This window comes from Cryobacterium breve (genome assembly GCF_027594785.1).
Classification (GTDB): Bacteria; Actinomycetota; Actinomycetes; order Actinomycetales; family Microbacteriaceae; genus Cryobacterium; species Cryobacterium breve_A.
Window position 1 is genome coordinate 1,341,533 of the sequence record NZ_CP075584.1, and the last position, 14,841, is coordinate 1,356,373.

Sequence of the window (14,841 nt, forward strand, 5' to 3'; positions counted from 1 at the left end):
GGTTTCGGCGAGCCGCACCCGCCGTTTCGGGCGCGGCGTGCTGAAACGGGCGCGGGCGCCAGCGCGGTCGTCCCGAAGCGGAGCACGAGGACGGCGCCTCGGCCCGCGGCCGAGTCCTAGACGCCGAGGCCTTCGCCACCGCCGCGGCCATCGCCGTTGTCCTCATCGACAACGCCCTCCCCAGGGCAGTAGCATGAACCCCTGATCCGTCATTTACCTGACCAGAGGCAAATTTGCAAGGGAGTCGTGTGATGAAACGAGTGTGGATTAGTTTCACGGTTCTGGGTAGCGTCGGGCTTCTCTCGGCGATCGTGCTCACGGTGATAGAAGGCGTGAAGTATCGCGTGCGCGAGGAGCAGGGGCTCGACCCGATCTACGCACCCGATTGGGTCGCCGCGTCCACATACGCGGGACTGTGGGTGTTCGCCCTGGCCGTGATCGCCCTCGGTCTGACCGCCAGTGTCACGCTGGTGCAGCGCCGACGTCGGCACACCAAAGCGTGAACCTGCCGGGAGGTTCGTCGACGCACTAGACCGCCGGTAGCGGCAGGGCTACTCGCTGCGGGAGGTGGCCGCGTTCCGTGCGGCGAGCCGCGCGAAGGCATCCGCCAGTTCCGGCGGGCCGACCACGTCGATGGCGGCGTCGAATCGGCTGAGCGAAGCGGCGAGGGCGACCCAGGACCAGGATCCCGAGGTATACCGACACCTGTCGGGGCCGAGAGCCTCGACCACGCCGTCGCCCGCGAACGGGAGCACGGCGCGAGCGGCGAGGTGCAGCACGACCGTACCGGCGCACGGCCACGCGTTCACCTCGACTGATCCCTTGAAGCGGGCCGAGACGTAGCCCTTGGCGTCGCGGCCCGGGAGCTCGCGCGGGCCGAAGCGGGGACCCGTCGGGGTGCGCGGGGTGATGCGGTCTGCGCGGAAGATCCGCCAGTCGTCGCGGTCGAGATCCCAGGCGACGAGGTACCAGCGGCCGTGGGAGGTGACGAGGTGGTGCGGCTCGACCCGACGCGGCGGCCTCGGCTCGGTGGCGGCGGCGCCCGGCTCCGCGCTCGCGTAGTCGAACCGCAACACTTCGCGGGCGTGGACCGCCGCGGAGAGGGCGAGGAGGACATCCGCTGATGCCTGAACGGCGGGACCGTCACCCGGGCGCGGGACGGCCGTGAAGTCGAGGGCGTCCAGTCGGTGGCGCAGCCGGGACGGCATCACCTGCCGCACCGTGGTGAGCGCCCGCAGGGCCGCCTCCTCGATCCCCGCTCCGGTGACGGTGGCCGTCTGGAGGGCCACAGCGAGCGCGACGACCTGGTCGTCGTCGAAGAGGAGCGGCGGCAGCTCACTTCCGGCGTCGAGCCGGTAACCGCCGTCGGGGCCCATGGTCGCCTGGATGCGGTAGCCCAGTTCGCGGAGGCGGTCGACGTCGCGGCGCACTGTGCGGTGGCTGATGTCCAGACGTTCGGCGAGCAGGGCGCCGGGCCAGTCGCGCCGGGTCTGCAGCAGCGACAGCAGATTCAGCAGCCGCACGGTGGTCGTCGTCATTCCCCGATCGTAGTTTGAGTTGAGGACCGAAACTGTCCTAGACGGATGCCAGAGTGACCGTTGTCGGGGACAAGCCCGGCACCGTTCTCACTAGGAGCAGACATGAGCATCACGACCACCACGCACCTCAACTTCCACGGCGAGGCCCGCGCCGCTCTCGAGTTCTACCAGTCCGTCTTCGGCGGTCAGCTCACCGTCGCGACCTACGGCGACTTCGGGATGCCCCAGGACGCGCCCGGCGCCGCGAACGTCGTCTTCGGGCAGGTTGAGACCGAGCAGGGCTTCCGGGTGATGGCGTACGACATCCCCGGCGAGGCGGGCGGCACGGCCGACTCGGACACCGCGGCGAGCTCGACCGGCTCGACCCGCCGCGATAACGGCGTCACCCTCACCGACCAGCCGTTCTTCGTCTCGGTCCGCGGCGACACCCTCGACGAAATCCAGGGCTACTGGGCCGCGCTCTCGACCGGGGCCTCTATCGTGGAGCCGCTCGCGGCATCCGCCTGGAGCCCCGGATTCGGCATGCTCACCGACGCCTTCGGCGTGACCTGGATCCTCGACGTGGCCGCCGTGTACACCGCGTAACCGCCGGTAGAGCAGCTGCGGCGCGGTCAGGTCCGTGCCGCAGCGCACGGATGTCGGCCGCAGCCGATACAGTCGGCTCAGGTTCACGAGCGACAACTTTCAGTACCTGGCTGGTTGTCCGGCAACCCCGTCCATCGACAGGGTGCCCCAGGGGAAGAACCGGCCCACCGGCATCCGCCTGCGGGCAAGTCGATGGAGGCACGGCCCTCCGGGGGGGGCAGCCATGCCTCAGCAGGACCACCCGACCGACAATGTGATCGATCTCGCCGCCCGCCGCGCCGACCGCGAAGCGAAACGCCCCGCTGCCCAGAACTCGGGCTACGGCGAGTGGAGGGCCGAGGTCAAGCACGGCCGCGAGGTCGCCGCCTCCGAGGCCTACGCCGAGAGCCTGCGGGAGACCGGCGGCATCCGCTCGGTCGGTCGCGGGACGCGCACCTGGCACCAGATCCCGAAGGAACGTCGCGCCGACTGGGGCCACGTGCTCCTCGGCTCGGCGCCCCGGGCCCTAGGCGAACTGAAGGTGGAGCCTCGCTGGCGGGAATACGGGAACGGGGAAACGGTGCGCGTGGCGCTGGGCTTCGAAGACGCAGGCTTCACTCCCGAGCACTACTTCCGGTTGCGGCAGGCCCTGCACGCCGAGCTCCTCGTGCCGGACGCGGCACCGAAGCTCGGCACCGCCCGGCGCCGGCGTCAGCTGAGAGCGAAACCGGTGATGCGGCCGCATCCGCTCGTCACGGTGGCGGCCACCTCGCGCAGCTTCGTTCACGTGCTGATCGAGGCGAGCGACTGGGCGCCGTGGCTCGCCCTGGTCCGCTCCGGCCTGACCCCGCGGGCCGCCGTCCGGCAACTGCTCTACCCGTCGCCGTCCTGAATCCGGACGGCGCTGCACAGTTCGGCCGGTCGAAGGGCCCAACGGTGCCGTCATCGTCGGGCACGTCATTGGAGGAGGCGGCGACCTGTGGCGAGTGGCCAAGGATGCGTTCAGTGCGGGTCGCGAGTCGGGCGGCTCCGGGCCATTCCGACCAGCACGAGTGCGGCCGCCACGACCGTGAGGGTGACGCCTGCGACGGTGACGCCGGTTTGGAACGCGGCCGCCTGGTCCGCGCTCCAGGTCGGTGCCGAGATGTCGCCGGTGAAGAGCGCCGCGAGGATGGTGCCGGTCACCGCGATCCCGACCCCGGTGGCGACCTGGCTCGACGTGTCGACAAGGGCGGCGCCGATCGTGGTGCGGTTCTTCGGCAGGCCACGCATGACGTTCGTGCCGGCGACCACGCCAACCACCCGCATCCCGGCTGCGACGAGCACGAGGGAGAGGGCGACCCAGACATAGCCGAAGCGACTCCCTGCCGCGAAGACGGCGAGGCCGAGCACGACCGCTGCCGCGCTCATCCAGGCTGCGCGATCCATCCCGAACTTGCTGACGAATGGACCGACGAGGCGGCCGCCGCCGAGCAGCACGACGACCTGGGGAAGCATGCCGATCGCGGCCAGCGCCGGCGGCCATCCCCAGGCGAACTGGAGCTGCAGGGTCACCATGTAGCTGAGGCCGGAGATCGCGAGGCCCGAGGCGGCTTTGTAGGCGAGTCCGCTGGAGACGAGGGGCAGAGCAATGAGCTTCAGGTCCAGAAGGGGGTACCGGGCTGTTCGCTCGCGGACGACGAAAAGGATCGCAGCGATCACGGCACCGGATGTTGCCGCCCAGGGGGTCCAGGAACCGGCGCCCTCTCCCACGAACAGTGTCGGGGCCACGAGCGCCAAGACGATGGTGGCGGTGCCGAGAAGGGCCCCCGCGATGTCCAGCGGGTCGCGGTGGAGTTCGGCCGGAAGGTCCTGGGCGATGCCGATCCGGATGCCGATGAACGCGAGCACAGCAATGGGAGCGTTGATCAGCAACAGCACCTGCCATGGAGCGACGGCGAGGATGAAGCCGCCGACGGTCGGGCCGACCGCCAGACCCACCAGCCCGACCGTGGAGATGAGGGTGATCGCCCGGACGCGCAGGTTCTCATCGTCGAAGAGCCGGAACGCCAGGGCCATGGAGCCCGGGGTGGTCATGGCGGCGGCGATGCCCATGGCGACCCGCACGGCGATGAGCTGTTCGGTCGTCGTGACGAGGGCGGTGGCCAGACTCGCGAGACCCAGCACCGCCAGGCCGATCAGCATCACCCGTCGGCGGCCGAACCGGTCGGCGATGGCGCTGAACAGCAGCATCAGCCCGCCGAAGACGACCGCATACGCGCCCGTGACCCACTGCAGTGCGGTGGTCGACGCGTCCAGTTCGCGCCCGATGGTGGGGAGCGCGACGTTGAGGATCGAGTTGTCGAGCATCTCGAACAGGAACACCGCGGACAACCCGGCGAGCGCCACGGCGGCGGCCTTGAAGGTCTGCGGGCGGTGGCGATCCGATGAGACTCGAGAATCATCGGTCGGGTTCGGTAGCTCATTCTGGTTGCTCATATCCATCTCTCCACGTGGGGAGAAGTGGCTGCTCCATGAGCAACGTATGAGCGCGGGCAGAGCCCCGCGGTTTTACTTCCGGTGCAGCCACACTAGCGAGCCATGTTCCGATATGACAACTCGACGCGTCAGCGGTGACGCCCCACCGGCCCGACCTTCCGCCTCGCCGTACCGAGCTTGCGATTCGCGAAGGGGCGAGCACCGAACGTGAGCACGAAGTGGTCGATGAGAGCGGCCTCGACCTCCTCGGGGTCCTCGCCTCCCGTCTCCAGCCAGGCGACGAGCAGGCTCCGCGCTGCCGGCGAGCTGCCACACGTACCGGCCGCCCCAGTGCCCCACCTTCTCGCCGGCGCCGTGTCGCCGGTACTCGGTCAGCCGCTTCCGCAGACCCCGCTTGCCCTTCGCCCCGGCACCGGCCTTCCCGATATAGAGCACGGATGCCGCGTCGAGCCACGCCTCCGCCAGGAGCGCGTTCGACACGGTCGGGTTTCGTTCCTTGAATCTCCCGGCCGGGATCGTCTCGAGGAAGTCCGGGCTGCGATCGTCGGCGCGGAGGACCAGGTAGACGCCCGGCGCTGCGGGCAGCGCCGAAGCCGCCAGATCAGCGAACGGCACGAAGCCCGTGAAGCCTGCGTTTTCGAGCCCGAGTCGTGTCCAGTCCATCTCGCCAGTCTGGCGCATCGGTCACCGAGCGCTGGCCGGGCGCGGCCTGGCCGCCGGCACGCTCGCGCGCCGCAGACCCCGAAACAGTCGAGCTCTCCGGCACATGAGACGCGCGACCTGAGAGACTGGACACCATCATGAGGACTCTCCTGAACATCATCTGGTTCGTGCTCTCGGGCTTCTGGCTGTTCCTCGGCTACATGCTGGCCGCGCTCATCATGTTCGTGCTCATCGTCACCATCCCCTGGGGAATCGCCGCCGCCCGCATCGGCGTCTACGCGCTCTGGCCGTTCGGCAAGACGGTCGTCTCCACGCCGAACGCCGGTCTCGGGTCCTTCCTCGGCAACGTGCTCTGGGTGGTGCTGGTCGGCTGGTGGATCGCCCTCACCCACCTCACCACCGGCATCGCGCTCTGCATCACGATCATCGGTATCCCGATGGGAATCGCCAACTTCAAGCTGATCCCGGTCGCGCTTCTGCCGCTCGGCAAGGAGATCGTCGACCTGCCGTAGGTGTTCCCCCTCAGCGGTTCTACGTGTGGCTTCTGCCCAGCTTGCGATTCGCAAACGGCCGCGAGCCAAATGTCGCCACGAACTCGTCGATGAGACCCGCCTCGACAACTTCCGGGTCTTCCTCCCCGGTCAGCTTCCACGCAACGAGATGCTCCCCGCTCCCGGCCAGCTGCCACACGTACCTACCGCCCCAATGGCCGATCTTCTCCCCGGCGCCGAGTCGCCGATACTCGGTCAGCCGTTTGAATAAGCCCCTCTTTCCAGTAGCCCCCGCGCTGGCTTTCCCGATGTAGAGCACGGATGCGTCGTCGAGCCACGCCTCCACAAGCCTTGCTCTCGACACAGACGGGTTTCTGTCCTTGAACCAACCGGCAGTGCTGGTTTCGCGGAATTCCGGCGAGGCATCGTTCGGACGAAGGACCACATACACGCCCGGCCCAGCTGGCACGCTCGCCTTCGTCAGGTTTTTGAAGGGCGCAAAGCCTCTGAAGCCCGCGCCTTCGAGTCCCAGCCGCGTCCAGAAGTCCACGGCCTCAGTCTGGGGCATCATTCCGCTGCCACGCCATCCGCGTCAGGCGCAGTCGGTTCGGCGCTCATTGATCCCAGACGCTCCTCGGCGTCGAAGCCGCGCTTGCGCTTGCCTCGCACGTCCTTCACGTAACGGCTCACGGACACGCTCATCAGCGACACCGCTTCCGCGCCGGGCGCGAAGGTCATCGAGCTGCCGGCGTCGAAGCCGAGACGCTCCCCCGCGAACACCGCGTCCTGGTTGGCACCGAGGAAGACGAAGTCCCAACTGAACTGCTCCTTCTGCCGGGTGACGAGGGCGCGCACCGCACCCACGTCGAACTCGACGCTGGAGTTCTCCTCCCCGTCGGTGACCACGACGACCTGCACCGTGTCGGGCCGGGCCTCTTCGGGCATCGCCGCGAGCACCCGCCCGAAGTCGGCTACCGACTGGCCGATGGCGTCGAACAGCGCCGTCGCCCCGCGCGGCTCCAGCACGACTGTCACCTCCGCCGGGTCGGCGAGCGAGCACTGCCGCTCGATCTCGGTGTCAAAAGTGACGATATCCACGGTAAGCCGGCCCGGCTCGCCGGCCTGCTCGGCAAGCATGGCGGTCAGCCCGCCGACCATGTCGTCACGGATGCCCCACATCGATCCGCTCCGATCGATAACCAACAGCATGGCGGCGTAAATCGGATCAGTCTTGGTGCTCCCTTCAACAATGTCGTTCCCGGCGGGAACACCCTGAGCATCGCGGCAACCACTGACACGACTACGCCACTCGCGCACGGGCCTCGTCAGCGCCGCAGAGTTCGGGTGAGACGTCTACTTGTCGATCTAGCTGACATTCCATTTTCCGATGCACTTCTACGCACCGCGATACTGAAAAGGACTCAGTGGCCAATATGGTTAGTACAAGAACTCGACTGAAAATTGCGAGTAGTGCCAATCCGTATAGCGTGCTGAGGGTGTGGTCGCGAATGAAGGCAAAATCAACTTCGGGGCGAGGCCGTTCTGACCGAAATTGCGTTGCCAAGACGCATCGTTAGCGATGGCTCGATCGAGTGCCGGCGACCGTACGATAGTTCCGTTTGTATCCACTGAGAATAGGTGGGCCTCGAACGCAGCATCATGCGTCGGGCAAGCGGCAAGTCCGTTGCGAGGATCGACCCGCTCTTCTCCGGCGCTCTCGCTCCACGGCTTGATGTGGGACGCCACCAGCATGCGGGAGGACGGAAGTCCTGCCGCACGAGTGCTTAAGCCGCAGAACACGCATGCAAAGCCCGAGTTTGTCAGCACTTTCCGCGCAAACTGTTGTTGGCCGACTCGAGCAGTCCCAAGCAGTGCGCGTTCCGTGTCGCGTATGTCAATCTCGTCGCTGCCTGGCAGCGTGACGCGGTGACCCCGCACAGACACAAGGAGTTCACTATCGCTGACGGTATCCGCTTCCGTGACGAGCCGCAGGCGATTGTCCTCGAAGCCGAGAAAGTCTGGGAGCTTTTCCGCGTCGAGGCCAACCGAACGACCCGCAGTAAGGATCAGCGCGTAAAGGACTTCGAACTGGAATCGATCCTCAGTGAGCCTTATCCAAAGTTGTTGTTCGTGTTTTGCCCGGTGCGCGCGCCGACCGTCTAGGTTTGCAAGCTTGAGAGCAAGGCTGCCAGTCGATCGTTTGAAAAGTTCAGCCAGCTTAATCGCAGCTGGTGAGGACTCAGGGATATTGATATTTCCAGACTTGGCCTGGCTACCAATCAGACCAAGACCAAAACAAAGCAGCGTCTCCAGAGGGGTGAAATCCTCCTGTTTCTTGCCCGCAGAAACGTACTCCCTTTGTAATAGACCACGCCACTGAGCACCAGCCGTTGCGACGGTCAGGTCCAGGTAGTCATTTAGTTCGAGCAACGGAATGCATCTCTAATCTCTGAGATTTCAACTACCACCACGTCCTTCGGCGTAGAACAGGCGATTTTCACTTTCGCGCCCCAGGCGGGCCATGCCCAAGGGGCCGGCGTTCCGGCAATCGACGCGGCTGCATTTCTGCCAGCCGAGTACCGAAGCAGGTCACTGGGATGTCGGCAAGATTCTGCAGGTCTCCATCGAAAACTATCCGATGCATCTAAATGAGGTGTGGAACTCCTCAGGAAGCCGGTTGTCTGAGCGTTCTCGCAGGCTCGATTCAAAAGTGACAGCACTATGCAGGGCTACCGAAGACAGCCTCAGCCACTTGATTCGCGCCCGAAACGGGATTGTCGGTTCTCGCCGTGACTGGCAGATCTATGCGGAATCGAACCGAACTGACGTCAACATGGTGTCGAACAGCGATATCGTCCCGACGCAAAATCTCGACTGCCTCGTCGGACATATCGTAGGCGCGGAAGAAACTTGTCTGGAAGGATGTGCCATAAATGGGGTCCTCTGACATCGTATTGTGGTCGTAGCCGCCGCCGGACTCCACACCGTACTCCGAGGTGCGGGAGAGGAATTTGAGCACATCTCCGCCGCATCCCGTTGCCTCCATGCGCTCGATGATCCGAACCACAAGTTGAGGAATCGAGAACGAGTTGCCGCCAGTGGCAGTAGCCTGCAGGCCGATGCTCACGAGGTACAGTCGGTCCTCAGGCACGCCGCCGTCCTCGCCATCGTTAAGTTCCACTTGGTGCACCCCCTGAACGAGGTGGGAGGACGTGCTCCTAGTCGTGGTCTTTACCTCGACACCTGTCGATCCCCACACAAAGTCACGCGATGATTTCCTCCAGCCGTCCCACGATTCGACGGCCTGTGCCACATTCTCGTCATCGGCGCGGCGGCACAGTGCGTCGAGCATGAGAAGCTCGCCTGCCAGGCCGAGGACTACCTCATTCGACATGCGCAACCGCTCAATGGCCAGTTCGACGATGGGCTCCGTCTTGGTGAAAGCAAGACTGAGCACCGTATCCGCGCCGTTGCGCAATAGTTCGGTGCAGATAAAGGCCGCGACCTGGTCGAAATGGCCCAGTGCGGGGAGGAGTAGCCTGTTCGCTTCGAAAGAGGCTGCGCCTTCGCGGTGCCATGTGCGGAACTCAATTGCATCCCCTACGGTTTTCGAAGTAGGTCTCAGTTCGACTCCGACGAGAAACACTTCCACTCGACCGCCGTGGTCTCTCGACACTCCGACCACCTGGGCATCAGTGACCCACGTGATATCGCGGAGTTCGTCTGTAACGGCACTTGAAACGTCCAAAATCAGTTCAGGAACCGATTCATAGCTTGTCATCGTTCTTGTCTCCTTCTCAAACAGCAATGCGCGATCCAGCGCGTGTCGCCGCAAACTGCTCCGGGCCACCGGCTGGTATGCATACACCCACAGTCACGGCCGGATAGGGCTGGCCAGGCAGTTGGTTCACGTAAAACAAAATCTGACCGTGTGATCCCGGCGGACGCCAGGGGGCGCCATTCGTCACTAGCGGGACCCGCTCCCCTCGACCGTAGTAGTCGAAAAACTGGTCGCCACGATAGTCGGTCGGGCCCGCGGTTGGGTCGTTGGTTCCCCACGCGGTCTCGAGCTCCCCATCGTTGCCGACTCTCTTCGCTGTCGCGGGGATCCCAAATTCTAGGTTTGCGAGTGGGCCATTACTAATCACGGCACCCGCTCCGTAACGGATTCCCACCGAGAACCTTGGCTGTTGTACGAGCTTCTCAGCGAGACTCGCCATCGACCAAAGATCAGCTGGGGCACCGGTCACGAAAAGACCCCGAACGGGCCTCGTAAGACACGCGCTCCAAAGGCGCAAGTATGCAGAAATTCCGTACGGGCAATTTTGCCGGACAGGCGACGGCGGTCCCGCCAATGGCTTCGGAGGGCTATAGAGAAGCGCACCGCTTGGCAACTGCTGCAGCGCCGAGACGCGTGCCTGCAACTGCGACCAGAATTCTCCCAGTTGGTTATCAGAACCGGGATGGTAGGAGTCGAACTCGAGGCGGTTCAGAAGGTCCGCGGCCTCTGTGAGCGACAGCGACTCGTTCAGCACGCGCCCTCTCACCGTCCGACCCACGACCAATTCGGAAGACGCCCCCCGCCCAAAGAGGTCGCCAATTAGATTGGCATTCGGGTCGGGCGCCGAGCCGTCGTTGAGGAGTGTCACGAAGGGCTTGGAACTGGGGCAGAGTGGCTTGCGGCTCAGGTTTGCAATTTTACCCGTGGCGAGGAACTGAAGGCCGTGTAGCACGACGGGGGCGGGTGCCGCGCCCTTCATCGCTTCGGCTACTGCAACGCGGATGGCTTCATCGATGTCGTGATATGCCCTAAAGAGGTCGAGTTGAGGAGCCTGAAGCAAACAAGCGACACAGTTCGATGTGAGTTCCCCTGTACCCGAACCAGCGCTGCATCTGCATCTGTGTGTCCGCGAGCGGGTTCGAGGATCCTCGCTGGAACAGCGCGGTTGTCATACCCTCCAAAGTCAGCCCACGAGACATGACGTTGCCGGACACGAAAACGGTGGAGATGTCCCGAGCGGCTCTCCACCTGCCCGTGGTCTCGTTGAAAGTTGGTTTGTACATGGGGCGGTCGTCAGCGGCCGGGTTGCTGTTGACCACCGAAACTCGCGTCCCTGGGATGATCTCGCTGACCAGCAACTGCTTGATGACTCCCCAGTCCGGCACCATGCGGGGATTCATTACGTTGAACTCAGTATTGATTTGGTCCAACGAATGGCGGTAACGGTCGGCCCAAGCAGACCACGATGGCTCTTCGTTTGCCATCTTCTCGATAAGACTGGTTGGCAAGCGCGCATCCCCCGTTTCTAGGAGAAGCCGAGCTGTTGCGCGGTCCGGTGCGCCCGCCCAAAGCAGGATGTCCTCGGCGCCCTTGAAGTGGTGTTCGATTTCGGCCGACGGGTGGACAAGCATCGATTGAGGCTCAGGAGCGGCCGCTAGAGCCTCCTCCATACTGTCGAATTCAACCTCGGAGAGAGAGCGGGGCCCCATCGTTCCGGCAGTCGCTCGGTGAAGCCTGATGGCGCCGGCCACTAGGAAAGCACGGACGGACTCTGCAAGTTCGTCATCGTCCTGGCCGGCGAGCTCCACGCAGAGGTCCGCCGACGCACCCCTGCGGTAGAACACCTCGCCACCCGTGTAGAAGCTGTCAAGCCCAACTGGTTCGGGATAGGACGACGACCTGGGCGCATCCACGTTGCTGAGATCAATAGGACATCCGACGTCGAGCGGCGTTCGAAGGGAGATGACGAAGTCGCGCGGAGCCAATGGGTTATGGTCCTCCTGCAGCAAGTTGGCCTGTGGCGTAGCGGTGTACCCAACATAGGAAGCGAACAGGTTCGACGGCGCACTCGTCGAGCGGGGGTCCCAGAGGTCGGCTATGGCTCTGGGAATCTGCTTCAGATTGCCCGCGATCGGGTCCTGGCCAGCTTCCACAGCCGCATCTAGAACCGAGCCATCATCTGCCTCGTCATCGAGCACGAGCATGTGCACTGGACGCGAGAGCGTCCTCACTTCGTCGAAAACGCTGCCTCGCAAGGAACTCCCGAGTGCGTGGAGGTGATTGGTCTGCTTCATGGCAACGACGATGATTGGCTGCTTTGCGTTGAGCTTCCTCCTGACCTGCGCGGATGAAATCCGGTATGTCTCCTGAAGGGATGTTGACCCCTCGGACAGGGCAACCTCTGGGCGGGGACATAGGATGCGGCTTCCTGCTTTTTGCGCACTATCTGGTCCCCCATCCAGCTGCTCTGACAGACGTTCATATGTCTGACGCCAGAGCGACAAACGCGTGCCCGCGAGAATGATCACGATATCGACACCTTGGTCAAGAGCGAGGGCTGTGACGCCGAGCATCGACGCAGTCTTACCTGACTGCACCGAGCCCATCACCAGGCCTGTTCTTACTCTATTGGCAGGCCACGCCGCCGCCGCGGGCATACCAGCGCCGAAAATGCCGCGATCTAAGACGTATTTGCAGTCGACCTCTAGTGCGTCGCGCGAAGTGACCGTGAGGCGTTTTAGCTTCGTAGCGTAGCGACCCCACCAGGAACCGCTCGGCGTTGTGGATTGAGGGTGCGGACCGAAGTACACCCTTTCTGTTGTCGTCCCCTGACCAGTCATTTCGCTGCTGCTACGCGACCTTGACGAGAATTGAACCCAATAGCGACTCAACCCCTGACGACCCGAAGCGCTCGCCAATCTCTGCCGACACGGTCGTGACGTCGACGCCCAGGCTCCTCGGCGATACCCTGGGCGATCCTCGCGATGTAATCCCATTGAGTTCGCGTCTGGGTCTTTTCAATTCTTGACCATTTCGTCGCACTTGCCGCGCGGATGGCTTCAGCGGAGGCGTCTATGCGTTGCTCAATGTCGTCGGGGGCACCGACCACTGCGATTGTGATCCCGACCAGGGAGCCCACGAGTTGAAGTTCCTGCCACTTGGCACCCTTTTTCCCATCCTTAAACTTGTCCGACCAGAGTTCGTCGTGCGCCGCGTGAAGTTCCACTGCCCGGGCAATCAGGCCGAAGAGGTCCGCGATCTTTGCTGGGTTGCGCAGAGGATGTGAGCGGTCGTCCTGAACACGACCTAGCAGGAGGTCAATGTGGCGTGCCGTCGATGCGAGATCCTTACCCCCGGTGTCGCTGAGCAGCAAGGATGTCACCCAGCCCAGAACTTTCGTCCTGCGATACCGGGCGTCGCCAAATCCATAGTCCTTCAGAGTCTTTCCGAGCTCGTGAATGCCTGGGACGTTTACCAACGATGGCGCGATGTCCGCGATGTTGCTCCGTGAACTGGCGTCGCCTGCGGCGACAAGAATCGCGCGCGTGAGTTCGATGTCGTGGTAGATCGCATTGCGTATTTCCTCGGCGTTTAGATGCATCCCCTGCTTGTTATAGAGCTTGAATACCTCATGAATCTGCGGTGGGCTCGCTTTGGTGTACTCGATCACTGGCACCTTGTAGTCAGGTGCACCCTCGAACAGTTCCTCGACCGTCACTTCCTGGTCGGCAACGCGAATCGTGTTGCCGCGAATCTCCGTAAAGTACTTGCCGCGCAGCGCCTCCAAGTCGGGACCGACGAGGCCGCCCTTGTTGTCGGTACGGAGCTTGAACGGGAAATAGTTGTCGTCCTCAAGCTTCGCCGTCAATGGTTCACCGAAAATCTGCTTCCATGCCTTGCGAAACCTCGGGTAGTCGGACTTGAAAAGCGTTTTGAAATCTGCATCCGGATACTTGGCGTCTGCTTCGGTCACCTTCATAAGTGCGGTCGGATGCTGGCCTACGAAACGCAAGATAGCCGTGAGCCGCTGCTTGCCGTCTACGACGTCGTGTGGAGTTGTTCCCCCGGTGCGGAGCAAAATGATCGAAGGCAGCGGGATACCGCGCAGTACGGACTCAATCAGGGCCTGACGGTCACTGGTACGCCACACATCGCCGCGCTGGTACGAAGGTGTGAGGTTTAGCTTCTTCCTTGTCAATTGGAAGATGGGCCATACGTCAGCCTTGGCTGTCATTGGTTCGGGAACAGTTGCTTCGGCGCTATCCTCCTCGGTAGCCCAGGCTTCCTTCCAGGATGTGGTCGCAGACGCCTGGCTGCCTCCCTCGGCCTCGAGGTCGGATAGGTATCTTTGCTGGAGTCGGATCGCCAGTTCAGCACGCTCGCTCAGACGTTCGAGAGCGGTCTCTGTGAGTTGAAATGCGGTCCTCGTCGTGTCGATGCCATCGGCCTCACCTTCGAACCCGAGGGCCAATAGGAGGTTCTCAACGAACAAGGCGGCGTCAGATGTTGGGAGGTCGCGGTCGAATTCAAGCCAGCCCTGGACATCCGCCAGGCGCGACATCCAAGCGTCGGAGCCGAAGTCGACATCGCTTGCGTCGAACTGGGCGTTGCTTGGGTTCACGCCTGTCGGCACATCTGCAGCCTCTGACATTTCTGCAAGTGATTCTGCAATCCTGTCCTGCAGTTGTGCACGGGAGTCTTCCTCGGCCTCGTCAAGACTGACTAGCATTGGCAAATTGACCTTTCTCACGAAACTGAGTCTGAGTTCCACGGTGTCTCGGTGCAGTGGTCTGACTTCTAGTCAAAATGACGTCGAATAGCGAACGCTACTTCCGTCAAACCCGCGGATTCACCGCATCGCCGCAAGCCATGCACGCATGGCGATTACTTTTCAATAGTTCACTGAGTGTGAGGTCTGCCTAGCGCTCCGCCGCTACTCACCGCTGAGGCAAATCGTGCGGGACTGACAGAGACACCGCGTAACACAAGTTCGACGCCCCACCAGTACTTTAACTCCCCAACTCAATCTACTAGAGCTAACCATAGCCGCATGATCCGACTGCTCATGAAACTCGCCTCAACGGTCGGTTGGATCACGGTAAGAATGAGCTACCACGACTCGACTTTGCGGTTCAGATTTTCGCGCGGCCGCGCCTGCCGCTGGACGCGCCCACTTTTGGCGAGGTGCGATGCGAACTTGAACTCGTAAAATCGTCGCCCCGGCACGCAATCCAGTACGTCGCCGAAGGGTAGCGGACTGGCCATTGGCACAGAAGTGCTGCGTTGCCCCGCCGCATATGCGAAATGTAGCCATTTCCCGCTTTGC

Annotated in this window: 13 protein-coding genes and 1 riboswitch; of the genes, 4 read left to right on the plus strand and 9 right to left on the minus strand. The window is 63.3% G+C overall.

Features of this window, described 5'->3' with window-relative positions; genetic code table 11:
- The first annotated feature begins 332 nt into the window (after positions 1 to 332).
- Positions 333 to 503 (plus strand): hypothetical protein, encoded by a 171-nt coding sequence (locus tag KIV56_RS06535; protein ID WP_281535606.1) that lies wholly within the window; start codon positions 333 to 335, stop codon positions 501 to 503.
- A 48-nt stretch (positions 504 to 551) separates the two neighbouring features.
- On the opposite strand, the gene KIV56_RS06540 is transcribed toward KIV56_RS06535, so the two are convergent.
- A complete protein-coding gene (locus tag KIV56_RS06540; RefSeq protein WP_281535607.1) occupies positions 552 to 1,538 on the minus strand; it encodes a helix-turn-helix transcriptional regulator in 987 nt (328 codons plus the stop codon).
- A 102-nt stretch (positions 1,539 to 1,640) separates the two neighbouring features.
- On the opposite strand from KIV56_RS06540, the gene KIV56_RS06545 reads away from it, so the two are divergent.
- A complete protein-coding gene (locus KIV56_RS06545) occupies positions 1,641 to 2,123 on the plus strand; it encodes a VOC family protein (RefSeq protein WP_281535608.1) in 483 nt (160 codons plus the stop codon).
- Positions 2,124 to 2,204: 81 nt separating this feature from the next.
- A riboswitch (SAM riboswitch) is annotated at positions 2,205 to 2,320 on the plus strand.
- A gap of 26 nt (positions 2,321 to 2,346) precedes the next feature.
- On the plus strand, positions 2,347 to 2,994 hold the full coding sequence (locus KIV56_RS06550) for a hypothetical protein (RefSeq protein ID WP_281535609.1): 648 nt from the start codon (positions 2,347 to 2,349) through the stop codon (positions 2,992 to 2,994).
- Between the two features lie 110 nt (positions 2,995 to 3,104).
- Here KIV56_RS06550 and KIV56_RS06555 read toward each other — a convergent pair whose 3' ends face one another.
- Positions 3,105 to 4,580 carry an MFS transporter gene (locus tag KIV56_RS06555; RefSeq protein ID WP_281535610.1) on the minus strand — a complete coding sequence of 492 codons (1,476 nt, stop codon included), beginning with the start codon at positions 4,578 to 4,580 and terminating at the stop codon, positions 3,105 to 3,107.
- A 72-nt stretch (positions 4,581 to 4,652) separates the two neighbouring features.
- Positions 4,653 to 5,243: a hypothetical protein gene (locus KIV56_RS06560; RefSeq protein ID WP_281535611.1), complete on the minus strand. Its 591-nt coding sequence runs from the start codon at positions 5,241 to 5,243 to the stop codon at positions 4,653 to 4,655.
- A gap of 137 nt (positions 5,244 to 5,380) precedes the next feature.
- Between KIV56_RS06560 and KIV56_RS06565 the strand changes: the two genes are divergently transcribed.
- Positions 5,381 to 5,755 carry a YccF domain-containing protein gene (locus KIV56_RS06565; RefSeq protein ID WP_281535612.1) on the plus strand — a complete coding sequence of 125 codons (375 nt, stop codon included), beginning with the start codon at positions 5,381 to 5,383 and terminating at the stop codon, positions 5,753 to 5,755.
- A 19-nt stretch (positions 5,756 to 5,774) separates the two neighbouring features.
- On the opposite strand, the gene KIV56_RS06570 is transcribed toward KIV56_RS06565, so the two are convergent.
- The 6 genes from KIV56_RS06570 to KIV56_RS06595 all read right to left on the minus strand — a co-directional run bounded on the left by KIV56_RS06570 (position 5,775) and on the right by KIV56_RS06595 (position 14,265).
- Complete coding sequence (locus KIV56_RS06570) at positions 5,775 to 6,284, minus strand: hypothetical protein (RefSeq protein ID WP_281535613.1); 510 nt, start codon at positions 6,282 to 6,284, stop codon at positions 5,775 to 5,777.
- Between the two features lie 17 nt (positions 6,285 to 6,301).
- Complete coding sequence (locus KIV56_RS06575; RefSeq protein WP_281535614.1) at positions 6,302 to 7,051, minus strand: VWA domain-containing protein; 750 nt, start codon at positions 7,049 to 7,051, stop codon at positions 6,302 to 6,304.
- A 120-nt stretch (positions 7,052 to 7,171) separates the two neighbouring features.
- Positions 7,172 to 8,164, minus strand: a complete 993-nt coding sequence (locus KIV56_RS06580) for an HNH endonuclease (protein ID WP_281535615.1) — start codon at positions 8,162 to 8,164, stop codon at positions 7,172 to 7,174.
- 289 nt (positions 8,165 to 8,453) lie between these two features.
- Positions 8,454 to 9,515: a PD-(D/E)XK motif protein gene (locus KIV56_RS06585; RefSeq protein WP_281535616.1), complete on the minus strand. Its 1,062-nt coding sequence runs from the start codon at positions 9,513 to 9,515 to the stop codon at positions 8,454 to 8,456.
- Positions 9,516 to 10,543: 1,028 nt separating this feature from the next.
- Positions 10,544 to 12,088, minus strand: a complete 1,545-nt coding sequence (locus KIV56_RS06590) for a Z1 domain-containing protein (RefSeq protein WP_281535617.1) — start codon at positions 12,086 to 12,088, stop codon at positions 10,544 to 10,546.
- A 314-nt stretch (positions 12,089 to 12,402) separates the two neighbouring features.
- The gene (locus KIV56_RS06595; protein WP_281535618.1) at positions 12,403 to 14,265 is read right to left on the minus strand and encodes a DUF262 domain-containing protein; all 1,863 of its coding nucleotides are present in this window, start codon (positions 14,263 to 14,265) and stop codon (positions 12,403 to 12,405) included.
- Between the last annotated feature and the right edge of the window lie 576 nt (positions 14,266 to 14,841).